Origin of the sequence: Ottowia sp. (assembly GCF_047601385.1) — a bacterium.
Lineage (GTDB): Bacteria > Pseudomonadota > Gammaproteobacteria > Burkholderiales > Burkholderiaceae_C > Ottowia.
On the sequence record NZ_JASGJP010000001.1, the window covers coordinates 1,362,988 to 1,381,503 of the forward strand.

The following is an 18,516-nucleotide window of genomic DNA, read 5'->3' on the forward strand; positions in this document are numbered from 1 at the left end:
CGCCAGCAGCTACTGAAAGCGTAGCATGCGGCAAGCGGGGGGTGGCGGCGATTCTAGGCCGCGCCACTGGCGGCGCGGGCCTGCTCCTCGGGCGCCCACAGGAAACGCCCCAGCATCGAGTCGCCCTCCGCCGCCGCGCCGGCATCGAAGTCCAGCCGCAGCGGGTCGCCGTAGTCGCGCCGCAGGTCGATGGTGCTCTTGCGACCCACGGCCGCCAGGCTGCGCCTCGCCCAGCGGCGCGCGCTGTCCTGCCCCAGGGCGAAGAGCTGCTCCATGGTGGCGGGCGCCGGCGACACCTTGCTGTGCGCCGGCATCTCGGCCAGCGCCGCGCCACCCTCGATGCGGTGCATGCGGAACGCGGCCAGGCCCTCGGGCGCCAGGCCGCGCTCGATCAGTTCGTTGATCAGGGCGATGGTGCGCATCTGCGCGATCAGGCTGGCGTTGAAGGTGAGGTCGTTCACGCGGTCGGCGATCGCGGCGCCGGAGGTGGGCCGGCCGGCGCGCTTGAGCGGGTTGATCTGCACCAGCAGCACGTCGCCGCTCTCGCCCATCTCCAGCAGCGGGCGCAGCGCGGGGTTGGCGGAGTAGCCGCCGTCCCAGTACAGGCGGCCGTCGATCTCCGGCGCCTGGAACATCTGCGGCAGGCAGCACGAGGCCATGACGGCCTCCACGGTCAGGCGCTTGCCGCTGAAGACCTGGGCGCGGCCGGTCTCCACCTCGGTGGCGGCGACGAACACACGCGGCGACTTCAGGCGCGCCAGGCGGTCGAAGTCGATCTCCTCGGCGATCAGCTGGCGCAGCGGGTTGACGTTGAGCGGGTTGGCCCGGTAGGGCGAGAAGCTGGCGGCCATGGCGCCGGGCAGCGCGCCCATCATCATGCGCGCCATGCGCGCGGCGCCCTCGCTGGCGGCGCCCAGGCCAGTGACGCGGCCCCACACCCGCGCCAACGCGGCGCGCGCGCCCTCGGCCGGGTCGCGCCGCTCGGCCTGGGCCTGCGCCCAGCCGTGCGCCAGCGCCACGGCGTTGATGGCGCCGGCGCTGGTGCCGCTGATGCCGGCGAAGGCCAGCCGCCCGTCGGCCAGCAGGGTGTCGAGCACGCCCCAGGTGAAGGCGCCGTGCGCGCCGCCGCCTTGCAGGGCGAGGTGGATCGGTTTGGTGGGTTCGGTCATGGTCACAGCATCCCTCAGTTCTTTGTCTGAGGGGCTGATTTCCAGGGGCGAGTTCAGAGTGCCGCCTCTAATTCTGCCCCAAAAATTACAAGAGAAATCGGCCTCCAGCGCCCGCCTGGCAAGCGCTGGCAGCTATCGATCGATGAGCAAACACGCTGCTGCACCATCGGGCATTGCAGCCTCAGCGCCTGAATGTATATACTGGATATACAAACCAGAGGCACCCACCATGCCGCACACCCGCATCTTCAAAAGCGGCAACTCGCTTGCCGTCCGAATCCCGAAGGAACTGGCGTTCCTCGACCCAGCGCAGGACATCGAGATCGAGCGCGTGGGCGACACCCTGGTGCTGCGCCCGGTGCAGGCGCAGACCCTGGCTGACCTGCCGGCGATCTTCGCCTCCTTCAGCCCCGACTTCATGGCCGCCGGGCGCGAAGAACACGAGCAGGCCGAGCGCGACTGGGACTGAGTGCCCCCATGCTCTACCTGCTCGACACCAACATCTGCATCCACCTCATACAGCGCCAGCCGCCACAGGTGCTGCAACGCCTGGCTGCTCTACGCCAGGGGCAGGCGGCGATGTCCGCGGTCACTTACGCCGAGTTGTGCGCCGGGCTGGAGATGCAATCGCGCAACCGCGACCACGATGCCCAGGTGCTGGCCCTGCTGATACAGCGCATCCCCGTGCTGCCCCTGGCCGAAGCCGCTGCCCAGGCCTACGGCGTGCTGCGCGCCGCCGTGCGTGAACGCCGCCGCGACGCGCTGGACCGGCTCATCGCCGCGCACGCCATCGCCGTGGGCGCCGTGCTCGTCACCAACAACGAGGCCGATTTTCGGGACTACCCCGGCCTGCAATGGGAAAACTGGGTGCAGGGCGCAGTGTCTTCGTCACCGGGTGAAAAATAGTCTTTATCTGACCCTATTTTTACTCTGCTGTGCCGCGCGTCGCAAGCCGAGACCGCCCAGCTTTCGACGCTCACTCCCGTTGAGATCGGACACCTCTTCTTACTCTGGTTCCGCGGGATAAGGGCCAAGAAACCGCACGCCGTTGAAGTGAATGAGGTGTGACGGCGCATCGGCCACCCACACCTCGGTTTCCCACGCAATTTCACCGAGATAGCGGCCCATGATGGCCCGGTTCGGGAATGCGGTTACGTACACCAGTCCGGCGCTCGATCCGGCAAACAGCTTCGCCAATTCGGCATGTCGCTTCCCATCGACCGGCCCGTGGCTAGTGACGGACTCGACCAGTAGCAGCCAGTTCCTTTCCGCGAAGTGCAAGACCACATCCGGCATCTTGCCGTGCGAATCCACGCCAACGCCGAGATCAGCCAGCAAGGGGGCGTCGAAGTAACCCCATTTGTCGCCCGTGTCGCCGGCATAGACCAGCACGCTGCCCGGCGCGAAGCGTGGGGCGAAGTCTTCCACAATGGCTCGGATCAATTCGCTGTGTTCGCCAGGGCTGAGGGTGATCCGCCGACCTGGCGCGACTTCGACCGGGATACGGTTCTGCGCCCTCTCCTTGGCGTATCGAGCCACCAGTGTTTCCCTCTGGACCAACCAGGCGGCCAGGCTGTCATGCCATGCTGGGCTGCCGAAACTGCGCAGCAGCGCGAGCGCGGCTGGCTCGATTTGATACACAGCCTTCGGACTGTTTACCGGCCGGTCGGGCTGATCCGGGTTGAGGAGCGATACGCCCGCATCGCAGAACTGGTGCATGGACTGACGGCGAATCGTCTCGCGGGTATTGGGTGCGTACGCCTTCCCATAGTGCTCTCGCGCCCAATTCATGATGGGCGTGATGCCGATCAGCGGATTTTCGGCGTTGGCCCAGGCTTTGCCGGGCGTGAGGTTCAAAAGGGCCAGCAAGCACAACGCCGAGCGTTCATTCTGCTGCGCACGGGGCAGTCCCAGGGAAGCGATGATTTGCCGTGCAGCCTCGATGTCGCCGCTCTCGTCGTTCATTCGGTCAGGGTCTCCAGCTTGGCGTCTATCTGGTCTTGCGTGAGGGTGCCTTGCCGCATGGCCCACTCGCCAAGCCGAGTCAGCGCCTTACGGCTCGGATACTTCATCAGCTTGAGGTCGGTCGCGTTGACCTGCGTGTGGCCGTTGAAGCGCCGGAAATGCGCATCGACGGCGGTTGTGTTCAGGAATACCGCCAAGCCGCGGGCCAGGGCCTCGGGCAAGCCACGCCTGTTCTCGTGAAACAGGTTCAGGTGGTTCTCGAAGCCCAGCACCGGCGCACCACCGAATGCATCGGGCTCCACCACGCTCGCCACGATGCGACGCTTTTCCTCCTTGGACGAGAAGCGACGCACGGCGCAGTAAAAACCGCTCGGATAGAGCCACTTTTCCGTCTCGGCGTTACGCTCGATGGCGTTAGGCTTCTTCAGGTCCTCAATGGGCCAAGTGGTGCCGCTGCCGCTGAAATGTCCGGGATACAGCAGAGGCACCGTGCCCTCCCCTGGCATGTCGCGCAGGTGCTCTTTCAGTCGAAAATCGACCACCGGCCCGGTGGACACCTTGATGCCCAGGTCGGCGAGCATGAATCGGATCGCTGGGGACAGCTCGATGGCGCTCTTCTCTGGCGACGTGGGCACATGGATGAACTGCTCGGGGTCATCGGGCAAGACGATCCGCTCGAACGGATGTTCGTGCGTCACCAGGTCGGAAAAGCTGTCGTCGGTCGAGGTCGATACCGTCACCGGCCCCTGCACACCGCCGCGCTCAAGGCGAATGATGACGTTTTCCTGCAGCACCTCGTCATCCTTGAACGCTTTGCTGCGCGACTCGAACAGGTGCATGTGGCGAATGGCTGCCCGCTCAAGGATGAAGTCGCGGAAGGGCCGGTAGTACGGCCCATTGCAGAAACTGCGCGGAATGATCGCCACGACCTGGCCGCCGGGTGCGGCGTCGGCCACGGCAAGCGCCACGAAGGCGGAATACAGGTTCACCGTTTCGATACCGGCGCGGCGCAAGGCCAGCCGATGCGGCGAGTCGCTATGGATCTTCTTGTAAGGTGGATTGAGGATGGCGTGGGTGTAGCCCGTCGGCTGCTTCACCGTGAACAGGTCATCGGCCGTCGCCAGTTCGATGAAGTCGCCCGCGATGATCCGGGGCGTCACGTTCCGATAACCCGTCAGGTGCCGCGTCAGATGGTCACGGAGATTGCCGTCAACCTCGTAGGCCGTTGCTTCGACGGCCTCGAAGCCGAAGCCGCCGGCCACCCAGCGATCAAGGAAGGCGCAGGACAGCGCACCCACGCCAGCGCCCGCATCCAGCAGGCGGCAAGTCCGTAGCGAACTGGCCGGGAACAGAGACGCCATGAAGCGGGCCACGCTCGAAGGCGTCATGTACTGGCCCAGCGCGGCCTTGTGTTTACGTGCAGTGCGCGGCGCAACCATCCGGCGCACCGTGTCTGCCTTCTCAAGCTGTTGCAGCATCCCGGCTCCGCTCCCGAATCAGACTGCGCTCAAATCCAACCAAGGCCGCGAGCACATGGAAAACCAGCGTACTCGCCACGCTGCCCGTCTCGACCTCGATGCCATCCATGATGGTAATGGGTTCCACGGCACGACTGTTCGTCGAAGAGGTCTGCGCACGTTTGCACTCCCGGTGGAGAAAATCTCCATCGTGTGTCTCAACCGAGACTTCCGCATGGGTCGCGTTATCACAAACCCGCTGCAGGGCGGCGGCGGTTGGTCGCCGACCGTGCCCTGAGCGCCTTGCAGATTGCAAGCCAAATTAGCTGCCAGCGCCCACCCAGAAAGCGCCAGCAGCTATCAATCGATGAGCATATGTGACTACTCCCCCGCCCGCCGCAGCGTTTCCACCACCGGCCGGCGCAGCACCTCGCGCAGGCCCCACCAGCCGGCCGCCAGGGCCAGCAGCGCGCCGGCCGCGCCGCCGGCCAGCGGCACCCAGGGCGAGGCGGTCCAGGCGAAGTCGAAGGCGTAGCGCGCCATCGCCCAGCCCACGGCCACCGCCGCCACGCTGGCGAGCACGCCGGCCAGCAGGCCGACGCCGGCCAGCTCGGCGCGCTGCACGCGGCCCAGCAGGGCGCTGCCGGCGCCCACGGCGCGCATGATGGCGAACTCGCGCGCGCGCTCCTCGCGCGTGGCGCCGACGGCGGCCAGCAGCACGATCAGCCCCGCCGCCAGCGTGAAGCCGAACAGGAACTCCACCGCGCGGATCACCTGGTCCAGCACGCGCTGCACCTGGGCGATGGACTGCTCCATGTCCACGTTGGTGATGTTGGGGAATTGGCGCACCAGGGCGTTGTCGAAGCCCGCGCTTCCAACGCCGGGCCGCCCCAAGTTGGAAGCAACCCCCTCGGGGGGCAGCGCACCTCGCGCAGCGGGGGAGCGTGGGGGCCATACCTCAGGGGCGCGGAAGGCGGCGATGTAGGTGATGGGCAAGTCCGGCATCTCGGCCAGCGGGAACATGGCGAAGAAGTTGACGCGCATCGACGCCCAGTCCACCTTGCGCAGCGAGGTGATGCGCGCCTCCACCGGCACGGCGGCGACGTCGAAGCGCAGCGTGTCGCCCAGCTTCAGCCCCAGCGTCTCGGCCAGGCCCTCTTCGACGCTGATGGCGCCCGCCTCGTTGGGCGTCCAGCGGCCGGCCACCACCTCGTTGTGCGGCGGCCGCGCGGCGTCGTGCGAGAGGTTGAACTCGCGGTCCACCAGGCGCTGGGCGCGCTCCTCTTTGTAGTCGGCGGGCGCCACGTCCTTGCCGTTGATGGCGACCAGGCGGCCGCGGAACATGGGGTACCAGTCGAGCCGCTGCACGCCCGCGTCGGCCAGCGCGGCGCGGAACGCCTCGCCCTGGTCGGGCATGACGTTGATGACGAAGCGGTTCGGCGCATCGGCCGGCGTGGCGGCGCGCCAGCTGGCGATGAGGTCGGTGCGCAGCAGCACCAGCAGCACCAGCGCCAGCAGCCCCACCGCCAGGCTGCTGACCTGCACCACGGCATAGGCCGGCCGGGCCGAGATCTGCCGCGTGGCCAGCACCAGCCAGCGCGGCGCGGTCTGCTCGTTGACCACCCGGCGCAGCAGCTTCACCGCGCCCCAGGACAGCAGCGCGAACACCGCCACCGCGCCGGCGAAGCCGCCGACGGCGATCAGCCCCAGCACCCGGTCGGCGCTGACGGCCAGCAGCAGCGCGGCGAAACCCGCCACGCCCAGCGCCAGCACCGCCAGCGAGGCCGGCCGCAGCGCGCCCACGTCGCGCCGGATCACGCGCAGCGGCGGCACCTGCGCCAGTTGCAGCACCGGCGGCAGCCCGAAGGCCACCAGCAGCGTGAGCCCGATGCCCAGCCCGAACAGCGCCGGCCAGCCGCTGGGCGCGGGCAGCGCCGCGTCCACCAGCCCGGCCAGCAGCGCCACGAACACGTGGTGCACGGCCCAGCCGATCAGCACGCCGGCCGCGCTGGCCGCCAGGCCCACCAGCAAAAACTCGACCGCGTAGGCGCCGGCGATGCGCCGCTGCGGCAGGCCCAGCACGCGCAGCATGGCGGAGGCGTCCAGGTGCCTCGCCGCGAAGCCGCGCGCCGCCAGCGCCACCGCCACGGCCGACAGCAGCGCCGCCAGCAGGGCCACCAGGTTGAGGAACTTCTCGGCGCGGTCGAGCGTGGCGCGCATCTCGGGCCGGCCGCTGTCCAGCGACTCCAGCCGCACGCCGTGCACGCCGGGCTTGGCCACTTCCGCTTCGGCCCACGTCAGATAACGCCGCACCGCCGCATCCGGCCCGGCCACCGCCAGTCGCCAGGTGATGCGGCTGGCCGGCTGCACCAGGCCGGTGGCGGGCAGGTCGGCGGCGTTCAGCAGCACGCGCGGCGCGAAGCTCATGAAGCCCGAGCCGCGGTCCGGCTCCAGCGCGATCAGCCCGGTGACGCGAAAGCCGGCGTCGCCCAGCAGCAGGGTGTCGCCGGCTTTCAGCGCCAGGGCTTCGAGCAGCGACGGATCCACCCACGCCTGGCCGCGCGCCGGGATGTCGCGCGTGGGCGTGCCCGTGCGGTCCTGCGCGCCCTGCGCCAGGCGCAACTGGCCACGCAGCGGGTAGCCGGCCTCCACCGCCTTCAGCGCCACCAGGCGCGTGGCGCCGCCCTGCGCGTCGGGCGCGCGGCCCATGGTGGGGAAACCGAGGGTCAGCGCGCTCTGCAAGCCGAGCGCGCGCGCTTGGGTTGTGAAGGCGGCGGCGGGCGGCTGGTCGCTGACCACCACCGCGTCGCCGCCCAGCAGCTGGCGCGCGTCGCGTTGCAAACCGCCTTGCAGCCGGTCGGAGAAGAAGCCCACGGCCGCCAGCGCCGCCACCGCCAGCGTGACGGCCACCATCAGCAGCCGCAGCTCGCCGGCGCGCAGGTCGCGCCACAGGCCGCGCCAGCCCAGGATCCATGTGGAGACGTTCATGGGCGCACTGTAAGCGCAAGCACGCCAACTCCGTTTTTCATAGCTGTTCACGCTTGCTGGACAAGCGCTGGGCGATGATTTGACTTGATATCACAGGCACAAATCACTCGTACTCGTATTACGAAAGTCCCTACATTCGCGCTCACCCGCACGCTTCCTAGAATGCCGCCAATCCCACATTCAACGACGAGGATCGCGCCATGAAAAGCGACAACGAAGCCATCAAGCACCTGCAGGCGCAGCTGAAGAACGAACTGACCGCCATCAACCAGTATTTCGTGCACTACCGCATGCTCAAGCACTGGGGCCTGGGCAAGCTGGCGAAGAAGGAATACGAGGAATCCATCGGCGAGATGAAGCACGCCGACAAGCTGATGGACCGCATCTTCATGCTCGACGGCCTGCCCAACCTGCAGGACCTGGGCAAGCTGCACGTCGGCGAGGACGTGCCCGAGATCCTGGCCTGCGACCTGAAGCTGGAGCGCACCGCCCAGGCCACCGTCAAGGACGGCATCGAGCACTGCGAGAAGGTGCGCGACTACGTCTCGCGCGACCTGCTGCAGGAAATCCTGGAAGACACCGAGGAGCACATCGACTACCTCGAAACGCAGCTTGCCCTGGTCGAGAAGGTCGGCCTGCAGAACTACCTCCAGAGCCAGATGGGCGAGTGAGCCCCTCCCGGTTCGCCGCCGCAAAAAAGGGCCTTTTGGCCCTTTTTTAATTTGCGGAATCCCTATCGACGAAATAGACGTTGACAATGCGAATCGGTCGCATTTAATATCCACCCATCGACCGATTCACTGCAAGCCACGTCCCGCCATGATCGTCTGCGTCTGCAACCGGGTTTCCGACCGCGAGATCGTCCGCCACGCCCACGCCGGCATGAGCTTCGACGACATCCAGCTGGAGCTGGGCGTGGCGACCTGCTGCGGCAGTTGCGAAGGCTGCGCGCGCGAGCTGGTGGACCAGTGCAGCGCCAGCCACCCGGTCGCCGCGCTGTACCAGGCGGGCACCGCCTTCACGGGCGAGAGGGCCGCGGTATGAGCGGTTTCGCCCATGTCTCACCCGTGCTGGCCGTCCTGGGCGCGCTGGTCGTGGTGATGGCGGCCGCGGTCTGGGTGCTGCGCCGCTGAGTCGATCCCCCGCCAAGAAATTTCCGCCACGGCGCGCGATGGCCGTGCCGATGCTTTGTTGAGTTCATGCCTGCCCACGCCTTGCCCCCCCCACGCCGCCTGCCCGAGATCAGCCGCAACACCGTCATCGTCGGCGGCGTGGTGGCGCTCCACGGCGTGGCGCTGTGGGCGCTGAACCAGGGGCTGCTGCAGCGCTCGACGCCGCCGGAAATCATCGTGCCGGCCCAGGTGATCGCCGAGATGGTGACGCCGCCCGCACCACCGCCCCCCGCGCCGCCCCCGCCCCAGGTCAAGCCGCCTCCCCCGCCGCCGGCGGTGATCCGGCGCACGCCCCCGCCGCCGCGCCCGGCACCGGTGCCCCGCCCGGCGCCCGCGCCCGAGCCGGTGCCCCTGGCGGTGGCCAACGCCGAGCCCACCGCCCCGGTGGTGGCGGCCCCGCCGCCCGCGCCTCCGGCACCGCCCCCGCCCGCACCAGCGCCACCGGCACCGCCGGCGCCGGCCCCGGTGGTGGTGCTGCCGTCATCGAACGCGGCCTATCTGAACAACCCGCAGCCGGCTTACCCGGCGATGAGCCGCCGCCTGGGCGAATCCGGCCGCGTGATCATCCGCGTGCTGATCGGCCTCGACGGCCGCGCCCAGGAGGCGCGCATTCAGCGCTCCAGCGGCTTCGAGCGGCTGGACCAGTTGGCGCTGGAGACCGCGCGCGACCGCTGGCGCTACGTGCCCGGCACGCGCAACGGCGTGCCCGAGGCCATGTGGTTCAACGTACCTTTCAATTTCGTACTGGAGTGAGTGGAGAATGGAATCGCAGTTTGGACTCATGCACGTCTGGGCCCAGGGTGACGTGGTCATCCGGGGCGTGGCCATCATCCTGGTGGGCATGTCGCTCGCGTCGTGGATCGTCATCCTGATCAAGGCGATCGACATCTTCCGTTTCCGGCGCATGGCCCGGGCGGCGCAGGGCTTCTGGGATTCCAAGGATCTGGAAAGCGGCCTGGCCTCCCTCGGCAAGGCGCAGGACAACCCGTTCCGCCGCCAGGTCGAGCGCGGCCGCGAAGCCACCGAGCACCACCGCGCGAACCAGGCCCGCCTGCACGACAGCCTGGACGTGAGCGAGTGGGTCTCGCGCGCGCTGCGCAACGGCCTCGACGCCTTCACGGCTCGCCTGCAGTCCGGCCTGGCGATCCTCGCCTCGGTCGGCTCCACCGCCCCGTTCATCGGCCTGTTCGGCACCGTCTGGGGCATCTACAACGCGCTGGTGGCCATCGGCATGTCGGGCCATTCGACCATCGACAAGGTGGCCGGCCCGGTCGGCGAGGCGCTGATCATGACGGCGCTGGGCCTGGCGGTGGCGATCCCGGCCGTGCTGGGCTACAACGCGCTGGTGCGCGGCAACAAGGCCATCCTGAACCAGCTGCACAGGTTCGCGCACGATCTGCACGCCTACTTCCTCACCGGCGCGCGGGTCAACCCGCCGCCGTCCCTGGTGGCCATGACGAAGGGGCATTGAAATGGCCTTCAGCGACCGGGAAAACGACGACGACGTGATGAGCGAGATCAACATGGTGCCGTTGATCGACGTCATGCTGGTGCTGCTCATCATCTTCATCGTCACCGTGCCGGCGATGAAGCACTCGGTCAACATCGAGCTGCCGCGCGCCAGCAACGAGAAGGAGCTGCTCAAGCCGGAGACGCTGAACCTGTCGGTCAAGGCCGACGGCAGCTACTTCCTGGACGACCAGCCGATCGCCGACGACCAGCTGGCCGCCCGCATGAAGGCCGAGAGCGCCAAGCAGCCGCAGCCCGACCTGCACATCCGCGGCGACCGCGACGTGCGCTACGAGCGCGTGGCCCAGGCCATGGCCACGGCCCAGCAGGCCGGCCTGCGCAAGATCGGCTTCGTCACCGAGCCGCAAGCCGCGCAATGATTCTTTTCACCAGGAGGCCGAAAGCATGACCACCGCCCTCGCCATCGCCCCTACCGCCGAGCCGCTGCGCCGCAAGCTCAGCCTGCCCGCGCGGGCCACCTCGCCGCGCGCCCCTGTACCGCGCGCCGCCGATTCGGTGGCGCCCGCGCCGCTGCCCAGCGACCACCTGCTGCGCGGCCGCAAGACGATCGAGATCAGCCACAACGGCTCGGTGTACCGCCTGCAGGCGACCAAGCTGGGCAAGCTGATCCTGACCAAGTAGCGCTTTCATCGTGGGACGCGCTCCGGCGCGTATTGCCGCCAGCCAGAGTGCCCACCGGGGCGCAGCCAGCCAGCGGATTTTTTTGCATCAAATCGGCCTCCAGCGCCTGTCTGATAAGCGCTGGCAGCTACAAAAATCATAGAAAAAGCGCCGCCGATGCATGTCGCATCGGCGGCGCTTTGGCTTTTTTGCCGCCGGGCCGCCCCAAGGCAAAAACGGCCCCCTCGGGGGGCGGCGAACCTCGCGCAGCGGGAAAACGTGGGGGCCTTAATGCATCAGTAGGTTTCCAGGTGCAGGCGGCCTTCCCGCTTCAGCCGCTGGCCCACCTCGTCCCAGTCGTGGCCCGCGCCCTGCGCCACGTCGCGCAGCGCCAGCACCACGCCCTCCTCCATGCTCTTCAGGCCGCACACGTAGACGAAGGTGTTGGCGTCGGCCAGCAGCGGGGCCAGGTCGGCGGCGCGTTCGCGCAGCAGGTCCTGCACGTACTTGCGTGGCTGGCCGGGCGTGCGCGAGAAGGCGAAGTTGATGTCGATGAAGTCCTTGGGCAACCCTTGCAGCGGACCGAAGTAGGGCAGCTCTTCCTTGGTGCGGGCGCCGAAGAACAGCATCAGCTTGCCGCCCTCGAACTTGCCGCTCTTGCGCAGGCGCCGGCGCCACTCGGTCATGGCGCGCATGGGCGCGCTGCCGGTGCCGGTGCAGATCATGACGATGTTCGACTTCGGGTGGTTGGGCATCAGGAAGCTGGTGCCGAACGGGCCGATGACCTGCACCTTGTCGCCCACAGCCAAGTCGCACATGTAGTTGCTGGCCACGCCGCGCACGGGCCGGCCGTCGTGGTCTTCCAGCACGCGCTTGATGGTGAGGCTGACGTTGTTGTAGCCCGGCCGCTCGCCGTTGCGCGGGCTGGCGACGCTGTACTGGCGCGGGTGGTGCGGCCGGCCGGCGGCGTCGGTGCCGGGCGGGACGATGCCGATCGACTGGCCCTCCAGCACCGGGAACGGCATCTGGCCGAAGTCCAGCACGACGTGGTGGGTGTCGTAGTCGCGCCCGACCTCGGTGACGCGCACGTTGCCGGTGACAGTGGCTGTGGCGGTCTTCTCCGCCGCCTTCGGGCCGTACAGGTTGGCATAGGCGTGCGCGGCCGACCAGGGCGGGATGCTGCTGCCCCAGGCCGAGGCGTTGAACGGCGCCTCGCCGGTGGGGTCTTCTGCCTCGGCCGCCGCCGCGGCCTGCGGCGCCGGATCGGCGGCGGCGTCGCCGATGATGCCGAGCCGCACCAGCTCGGCCAGCGTCTTCTCGGCCGGCAGTTCGTCCCAGCCGAACTGCTCCTCCACCGTGTAGGGCTGCGCGCGCGGCACGCTGCGCCAGTTGTCGATGCTGCCGGTGGGGCACGGCGAGATGCAGTCGCCGCAGTCGGTGCACTTGGCGGCGTCGACCACGTAGTTGCGGTCGTCGTGCGTGATGGCGCCCACCGAGCAGATCGATTCGCAGGTGTTGCAGCGGATGCAGATCTCGGGGTCGATCAGGTGCTGCTTGAGGATGGCCGCATCGGCCGTGGCGGTGTCGCTCATCGTGGTCTCCGCATGTGTTCTCGGTATGCGGCGTCAGTATGCGGCAAGCTTCAGTTGAAGCGCACGTACTCGAAGTCCACCGGCTGGCGGTTGATGCCCATCACCGGCGGGGCGATCCAGCCGGCGAACTTGCCGGGCTCGACCACGCGGCCCATCAGGCTGGCGACGTAGGCGCGGTCTTCGTCGGTGGGCAGCCAGTCCCGGGCCCTGGCGTCCCATTCGGCCTGGCTGACGACCTGCCCCTCGGGGTTGACGCGCACGCCCGAGAGCGAGCCGATGTTGCGGTGGAAGGCCTTGTGCGGCACCTTCAGCCGGAACGGGATGCCGGCCTTGTCGATGATGCGGTTCCAGCGCTCGACGCCGCCGACCGAGTCCTTGATGTAGTCGTCGCGCAGCACCTCGTTGAGGGCGTTGAGCATGGGCACGTCCTTCTCGGTGAGCCTGCCGTCCGCGACTTGAAGCACCTTGTAGGTCTGGCCCTTGAGCAGGTGGTCGTCCTGGCGCTTGCCTTCCTCGTAGCGGCCCTTCAGGCCGGTGGAGTAGAAGATGGCGGCGTTGCTGGACTCGTCGGCGCCGAACAGGTCGATGGTGACGCTGTAGTGGAAGTTCAGGTAGCGCTGGATGGTGGGCAAGTCGATCACGCCGGCGTTGCGCAGCTTCTGCGCGTCGTCGGTCTTCAGCTCGTTCATCACGTTCACGGTGCGCTGGATCACGCGGCCCACGCCCGATTCGCCCACGAACATGTGGTGCGCCTCCTCGGTCAGCATGAACTTGGTGGTGCGCGCCAGCGGGTCGAACCCGCTCTCGGCCAGCGCGCAGAGCTGGAACTTGCCGTCGCGGTCGGTGAAGTAGGTGAACATGAAGAAGCTCAGCCAGTCGGGCGTCTTCTCGTTGAAGGCTTGCAGGATGCGCGGGTTGTCGGCGTTGCCGCTGCGGCGCTCCAGCAGCGCCTCGGCCTCCTCGCGGCCGTCGCGGCCGAAGTAGCGGTGCAGCAGGTACACCATGGCCCACAGGTGGCGGCCTTCCTCGACGTTGACCTGGAACAGGTTGCGCAGGTCGTACTGGCTGGGGCAGGTCAGGCCCAGGTGGCGCTGCTGCTCGACGCTGGCCGGCTCGGTGTCGCCCTGGGTGACGATGATGCGGCGCAGGTTGGCGCGGTGCTCGCCGGGCACGTCCTGCCAGGCCTTCTCGCCCAGGTGGTCGCCGAAGTGGATCTTGCGGTCGGCCTCGGCGGGGTTGAGGAAGATGCCCCAGCGGTAGTCGGGCATCTTGACGTGGCCGAACTGCGCCCAGCCCTGCGGGTCCACGCTGATGGCGGTGCGCAGGTAGACGTCGAAGTTCTGGCTGCCGTCCGGCCCCATGTCGTCCCACCAGCCGAGGAAGTTGGGCTGCCACTGCTCCAGCGCGCGTTGCAGCGTGCGGTCTTCCGCCAGGTTGACGTTGTTGGGGATCTTCTCGCTGTAGTTGATGCTGCTCATGGTGGGGTCTCCAAAACTATGAATTCAATAGCTGCTGGCGCTTGATGGACGGGCGCTGGAGCCCGTTTTTGCTTATAAACCGGTCAAACCCGATTGAGATCGAACTGCGCCTTGTCGCCCTTGCCGTAGACCTTGAGCGCGCCCTTCTCGCCGACGGCGTTGGGGCGCTGGAAGATCCAGTTCTGCCAGGCCGAGAGGCGGCCGAAGATGCGCGTGAACATGTTCTCGGCCTGGGCGAAGCGCAGGTTGGCCTCCAGGCCCGTGAGGGCGTCGGGGCTCATGGCGGCGCGCTCTTCCAGGGCGATGCGGATCTCGTCGGCCCAGTCGATGTCGTCCAGCGCGGCGGTGACCAGGCCCAGCTTCTCGGCCTCGTCGCCGCCCAGGGGACGGCCGATGGCGGCTTTGGCGGCGGCCAGCGGCGCTTCTTCCTCGTAGAAGCGGCGCGCCAGGCGCGACTGGCCGTTGACCATGGGGTAGGCGCCGAAGTTCAGTTGGTTCAGTTGCAGCACGGGCGCCTTTTCGGGCTCGTCGGGCAGCACCGCCATGTAGGCGCGGTCGGCGCAGAAGGCCAGCTCGGCCAGCGTGCCGGCGAAGCACGAGCCCGGCTCGACCAGCGTGAACAGGCTGCGCGAGGACACGTCCAGCCGCGCCAGCGTGCGGCGCAGCATGCCCAGCGTCTCGCGCACGAACCAGTGGCCGGGGTGCGCCAGCAGCGTGGCGTCGCTGGCCAGCACCGCCGCCGCATCGCCCTCGGTCTTGAGCACCCAGGCGCCGATGTCCAGCTCGTTGGTGCGCATGTGCAGGATGGCGTCGTCCAGCTCGCGCGCCATGCGCAGCGGGTACCAGTCGGCGCCGGCGGCTTCGATGGCGGCGACGTCCTGCGGCTGCGCGCCGGCCGGGGCCTTGACGACGAAGGTGGCCACGCGGCGGGCGCGGTCGATGGACACCGTGACGTACTTGTAGGCCAGGCCGTCGGCCGACGCCTCGCGCTCCACTTTCGGCAGCGGCACGCCCTGGGCGGACGCGGGCCGGTCGCTCTTTTCAGCCAATGCGGCGGCGCGCTCGGCGACCACGGCGTCGAAGCGCTGCGGCTTGGCGATGGCGTCCACCAGGCGCCAGTCCACGGCCTTCTGGCCGCGCACGCCCTCGCTGGTGGTGCAGAAGATGTCGGCCAGGTCGTGGCGCACGTGGCGCTTGTCGGTCACGCGCGTCAGGCCGCCGGTGCCGGGCAGCACGCCGAGCAGCGGCACCTCGGGCAGGCTGACGGAGCTGGAGCGGTCGTCCACCAGCACGATGTCGTCGCAGGCCAGGGCCAGCTCGTAGCCGCCGCCGGCGCAGGCGCCGCCCAGCGCGGCGAGGAACTTCAGGCCGCTGTGCCTGGACGAGTCTTCAATGCCGTTGCGCGTCTCGTTGGTGAACTTGCAGAAGTTCACCTTCCAGGCGTGGCTGGACAGGCCCAGCATGAAGATGTTGGCGCCGGAGCAGAACACGCGGTCCTTGCCGCTGGTGACGACGACGGTGCGCACCTCGGGGTGCTCGAAGCGGATGCGCTGCAAGGCGTCGTGCAGCTCGATGTCCACGCCCAGGTCGTAGCTGTTGAGCTTGAGCTTGTAGCCGGGACGGATGCCGGCGTCCTCGTCGATGTCGATCGCCAGGCGGGCGATGGGGCCGTCGAACGACAGCTTGATGTGGTGGTACTGGCTGGGGTCGGTGCGGTAGTCCACCTGGGGGTTCGTGGCGCTCATCGTGGGTGTGTCCTCGGGTCGGTCGGGCCGGCTCATGAACACCGGCATGAAATGAATAATAATTCATCTCTTGAACGCCGTCAATGCAATTTAATGCATGTCAGGGCGGCAGGCTCAGGCTTTCGCGCACGCGCCGGCGCAGCGCCTGGTAGGCATCCTCCTCGCCGAACGCGCTGGTGTCGAAGCGCAGGTCGGCCTTGGCGTAGAACGGCGCGCGGCCGGCCAGGATGCGCTTCAGGTCCTCCATCGCCTCCGGGCTGCCGGCCATGGGCCGCAGGTCGCCCTGGGCGGCCACGCGGCCCATATGGTCGGCCGGGTCGGCCTCCAGCCAGATGGTGAAGCAGTGCTGCAACAGCAGGTTGAAGTTGGCGGCGTCGGCCACCAGGCCGCCGGGCGTGGCGATCACCACCTCGGGGTAGATCTGGATCGCCTCCTCCAGCGCGCGGCGCTCGTAGCGGCGGTAGGCGTTGGTGCCGTACAGGTTGTGAATCTCGTGGATGCTGCAACCGGCGAACTGCTCGATCTCGCGGCTCAGCTCGATGAAGGCGTAGCCCAGGTCGTCGGCCAGGCGCTTGCCCAGCGTGGACTTGCCGGCCCCGCGCAGGCCGATCAGCGCGATGCGCGTGGTGCGCGCGCGCGCGGCCGTGCCGGCGGCGTGGAACAGCTCCGACAGCGCCAGCCGGGCGCGGCGCAGTTCGCCCTCATCACGGCGCTCCAGCAGCTCGCGGATCATCAGCCACTCGGGCGAGGAGGTGGTCACGTCGCCCAGCAGTTCGCTCAGCTCGCAGTGCAGCGCCTGCGCCACTTGCAGCAGCACCAGGATGGAGGCGTTGCCGGTGCCGTATTCGAGGTTGGCCAGGTGCCGCTCCGACACGTCGGCCGCCTGCGCCACCGCCTTGCGCGTGAGCCCGCGGCGCGCGCGCAGGGTGCGCACGCGCTCGCCCAGCGCCACCAGGAAGGGGTGGCGCGGCGCGCCCTCCGCCTGCGCTGCTGCGCGCGGCGCCTCCTGCAAGGCCGTGCCGATACCGTTGTCTGATTCCATCGAGCGGATTCCGATTGCTGCTTGCCGAGGACGACCTCGCCGCTTGACATGCACTTTAATGCACGTAAGATGACACGCACAATAATTCATTTCACCACGCGGTCTGCAAAAGATCAACCGGAGACAAGCCCATGACGAGCCCCGCCGCCCCCGCGGTCGCCGCGCCGCCCGAGCGCTTCAACTACGCCGACTACCTGCTGGGCCTGAACGCCGGCCGCGCCGCCAAGACGGCCTTCATCGACGACGGCGGCGCGCTCAGCTACGGCGCCCTGGCCGAGCGCGCGCGGCGCCTGGCCGCCGGCCTGCGCGCGCTGCACCTGCGGCGCGAGGAGCGCGTGCTGCTGCTGATGCACGACGGCAACGACTGGCCGGTGGCCTTCCTCGGCAGCATGTTCGGGGGCCTGGTGCCGGTGGCCGTGAACACCCTGCTCACGGCCGACGACTACGCCTACATGCTGGAGCACTCACGCGCGCAGGCGGTGCTGGTGTCGGGCGCGCTGCTGCCGGTGCTGAACGCGGCGCTGACCAAGGCCGACCACGAAGTGCAGAAAGTCATCGTCTCGCACCCGCAGGTGCCGCCGCACCCTTCCGAGGTCGATTTCGAGACTTTCCTGGCCGCCCAGGCGCCGCTGGCCGCCGCCGCGCCCACGCGCGCCGACGACCCGGCGTTCTGGCTCTACTCCAGCGGCTCCACCGGCCGCCCCAAGGGCACGGTGCACGCGCACGCCAACCCGTACTGGACGGGCGAGCTGTACGGCAAGGCGGTGCTGGGCCTGCGCGAGAGCGACGTGTGCTTCTCGGCCGCCAAGCTGTTCTTCGCCTACGGGCTGGGCAACGCGCTCACCTTCCCGATGACGGTGGGCGCCACCACGCTGCTGATGGGCGAGCGCCCCACGCCCGACGCCACCTTCAAGCGCTGGACGGGTGGCGTGGGAAGCATCAAGCCCACCGTGTTCTTCGGCGCGCCCACCGGTTTCGCCGGCATGCTGGCGCACCCGGCGCTGCCGCCGCGCGAGCAGGTGGCGATGCGGCTGGTGTCCTCGGCCGGGGAGGCGCTGCCGGCGGAGATCGGCGAGCGCTTCAAGGCGCATTTCGGCGTGGACATCGTGGACGGCATCGGCTCCACCGAGATGCTGCACATCTTCCTCTCCAACCGGCCGGACCGGGTGCGCTACGGCAGCACCGGCTGGCCGGTGCCGGGCTACGAGATCGCGCTGCGCGGCGAGAACGGCGGCCCGGTGCCCGACGGCGAGCCGGGCGACCTCTACATCCACGGCCCCAGCGCCGCCCTGATGTACTGGGGCAACCGCGCCAAGACGCGCGAGACCTTCCAGGGCGGCTGGACCAAGTCGGGCGACAAGTACGTGCGCAACGCCGACGGCAGCTACACCTACTGCGGCCGCAGCGACGACATGCTGAAGGTGAGCGGCATCTACGTCAGCCCCTTCGAGGTGGAGGCCACGCTGGTGCAGCACCCCGCCGTGCTGGAGGCGGCCGTGATCGGCACGGAAGACGCCGACGGCCTGGTCAAGACCAAGGCCTTCGTGGTGCTGAAGCCGGGCGCGGAGGCCACCGAGGGCGGGTTGCAGAACTTCGTGAAGGACCGCCTGGCGCCCTACAAGTACCCGCGCTTCATCGCCTTCGTGCAGGAGCTGCCGAAGACGGCGACGGGCAAGATCCAGCGCTTCAGGCTGCGCGAGCAGGAGCGGAAGAGCGGTTTGGATTGATGGTCAAAACAGCCTCCAGCGCTTGATGGACAAGCGCCGGCAGCTATTGAA

At 68.6% G+C, this 18,516-nt stretch carries 18 protein-coding genes; 10 read left to right on the forward strand and 8 right to left on the reverse strand.

Annotated elements, in window-relative coordinates; translation table 11 throughout:
* Positions 1-53 precede the first annotated feature (53 nt).
* Positions 54-1,169 (reverse strand): patatin-like phospholipase family protein, encoded by a 1,116-nt coding sequence (locus QM772_RS06645; RefSeq protein ID WP_415134765.1) that lies wholly within the window; start codon positions 1,167-1,169, stop codon positions 54-56.
* 229 nt (positions 1,170-1,398) lie between these two features.
* On the opposite strand from QM772_RS06645, the gene QM772_RS06650 reads away from it, so the two are divergent.
* Together QM772_RS06650 and QM772_RS06655 are read left to right on the forward strand one after the other, a co-directional pair.
* Complete coding sequence (locus QM772_RS06650; protein WP_415134767.1) at positions 1,399-1,638, forward strand: antitoxin; 240 nt, start codon at positions 1,399-1,401, stop codon at positions 1,636-1,638.
* An 8-nt stretch (positions 1,639-1,646) separates the two neighbouring features.
* Positions 1,647-2,075, forward strand: a complete 429-nt coding sequence (locus QM772_RS06655) for a type II toxin-antitoxin system VapC family toxin (RefSeq protein WP_415134769.1) — start codon at positions 1,647-1,649, stop codon at positions 2,073-2,075.
* A gap of 99 nt (positions 2,076-2,174) precedes the next feature.
* Here the strand turns inward: QM772_RS06655 and QM772_RS06660 are convergent, their stop codons facing one another.
* On the reverse strand, positions 2,175-3,134 hold the full coding sequence (locus QM772_RS06660) for a BsuBI/PstI family type II restriction endonuclease (RefSeq protein ID WP_415134771.1): 960 nt from the start codon (positions 3,132-3,134) through the stop codon (positions 2,175-2,177).
* Positions 3,131-4,612: a class I SAM-dependent methyltransferase gene (locus tag QM772_RS06665; protein WP_415134773.1), complete on the reverse strand. Its 1,482-nt coding sequence runs from the start codon at positions 4,610-4,612 to the stop codon at positions 3,131-3,133. Before QM772_RS06665 ends, QM772_RS06660 begins: the two co-directional genes overlap by 4 nt.
* 55 nt (positions 4,613-4,667) lie before the next feature.
* Here QM772_RS06665 and QM772_RS06670 point away from each other — a divergent pair, with 55 nt between their 5' ends.
* A complete protein-coding gene (locus QM772_RS06670; protein ID WP_415134775.1) occupies positions 4,668-4,889 on the forward strand; it encodes a hypothetical protein in 222 nt (73 codons plus the stop codon).
* A gap of 83 nt (positions 4,890-4,972) precedes the next feature.
* Here the strand turns inward: QM772_RS06670 and QM772_RS06675 are convergent, their stop codons facing one another.
* Positions 4,973-7,579 (reverse strand): ABC transporter permease, encoded by a 2,607-nt coding sequence (locus tag QM772_RS06675; RefSeq protein ID WP_415134777.1) that lies wholly within the window; start codon positions 7,577-7,579, stop codon positions 4,973-4,975.
* A gap of 200 nt (positions 7,580-7,779) precedes the next feature.
* On the opposite strand from QM772_RS06675, the gene bfr reads away from it, so the two are divergent.
* From bfr to hemP, 6 genes are all read left to right on the forward strand, one after another.
* Positions 7,780-8,250, forward strand: a complete 471-nt coding sequence (gene bfr / locus QM772_RS06680) for a bacterioferritin (protein ID WP_415134779.1) — start codon at positions 7,780-7,782, stop codon at positions 8,248-8,250.
* A 148-nt stretch (positions 8,251-8,398) separates the two neighbouring features.
* The gene (locus tag QM772_RS06685) at positions 8,399-8,623 is read left to right on the forward strand and encodes a bacterioferritin-associated ferredoxin (RefSeq protein WP_415134781.1); all 225 of its coding nucleotides are present in this window, start codon (positions 8,399-8,401) and stop codon (positions 8,621-8,623) included.
* Between the two features lie 155 nt (positions 8,624-8,778).
* The gene (locus QM772_RS06690; protein ID WP_415134783.1) at positions 8,779-9,504 is read left to right on the forward strand and encodes an energy transducer TonB; all 726 of its coding nucleotides are present in this window, start codon (positions 8,779-8,781) and stop codon (positions 9,502-9,504) included.
* Between the two features lie 7 nt (positions 9,505-9,511).
* Positions 9,512-10,222, forward strand: a complete 711-nt coding sequence (locus QM772_RS06695; RefSeq protein ID WP_415134785.1) for a MotA/TolQ/ExbB proton channel family protein — start codon at positions 9,512-9,514, stop codon at positions 10,220-10,222.
* A gap of 1 nt (position 10,223) precedes the next feature.
* A complete protein-coding gene (locus QM772_RS06700) occupies positions 10,224-10,640 on the forward strand; it encodes an ExbD/TolR family protein (RefSeq protein WP_415134787.1) in 417 nt (138 codons plus the stop codon).
* A gap of 25 nt (positions 10,641-10,665) precedes the next feature.
* Positions 10,666-10,902 carry a hemin uptake protein HemP gene (hemP, locus tag QM772_RS06705; RefSeq protein WP_415134789.1) on the forward strand — a complete coding sequence of 79 codons (237 nt, stop codon included), beginning with the start codon at positions 10,666-10,668 and terminating at the stop codon, positions 10,900-10,902.
* A 275-nt stretch (positions 10,903-11,177) separates the two neighbouring features.
* On the opposite strand, the gene boxA is transcribed toward hemP, so the two are convergent.
* From boxA to QM772_RS06725, 4 genes are all read right to left on the reverse strand, one after another.
* Entirely contained in the window at positions 11,178-12,473 is a 1,296-nt protein-coding gene (gene boxA, locus QM772_RS06710; protein WP_415134791.1) for a benzoyl-CoA 2,3-epoxidase subunit BoxA, read from the reverse strand.
* Between the two features lie 50 nt (positions 12,474-12,523).
* Positions 12,524-13,951: a benzoyl-CoA 2,3-epoxidase subunit BoxB gene (gene boxB, locus QM772_RS06715; protein ID WP_415134793.1), complete on the reverse strand. Its 1,428-nt coding sequence runs from the start codon at positions 13,949-13,951 to the stop codon at positions 12,524-12,526.
* 83 nt (positions 13,952-14,034) lie between these two features.
* Positions 14,035-15,696 (reverse strand): 2,3-epoxybenzoyl-CoA dihydrolase, encoded by a 1,662-nt coding sequence (gene boxC, locus QM772_RS06720; protein WP_415134795.1) that lies wholly within the window; start codon positions 15,694-15,696, stop codon positions 14,035-14,037.
* Positions 15,697-15,796: 100 nt separating this feature from the next.
* A complete protein-coding gene (locus QM772_RS06725) occupies positions 15,797-16,738 on the reverse strand; it encodes a helix-turn-helix transcriptional regulator (protein ID WP_415134797.1) in 942 nt (313 codons plus the stop codon).
* A 131-nt stretch (positions 16,739-16,869) separates the two neighbouring features.
* Here QM772_RS06725 and QM772_RS06730 point away from each other — a divergent pair, with 131 nt between their 5' ends.
* A complete protein-coding gene (locus QM772_RS06730; RefSeq protein ID WP_415134799.1) occupies positions 16,870-18,465 on the forward strand; it encodes a benzoate-CoA ligase family protein in 1,596 nt (531 codons plus the stop codon).
* Positions 18,466-18,516: the final 51 nt, after the last annotated feature.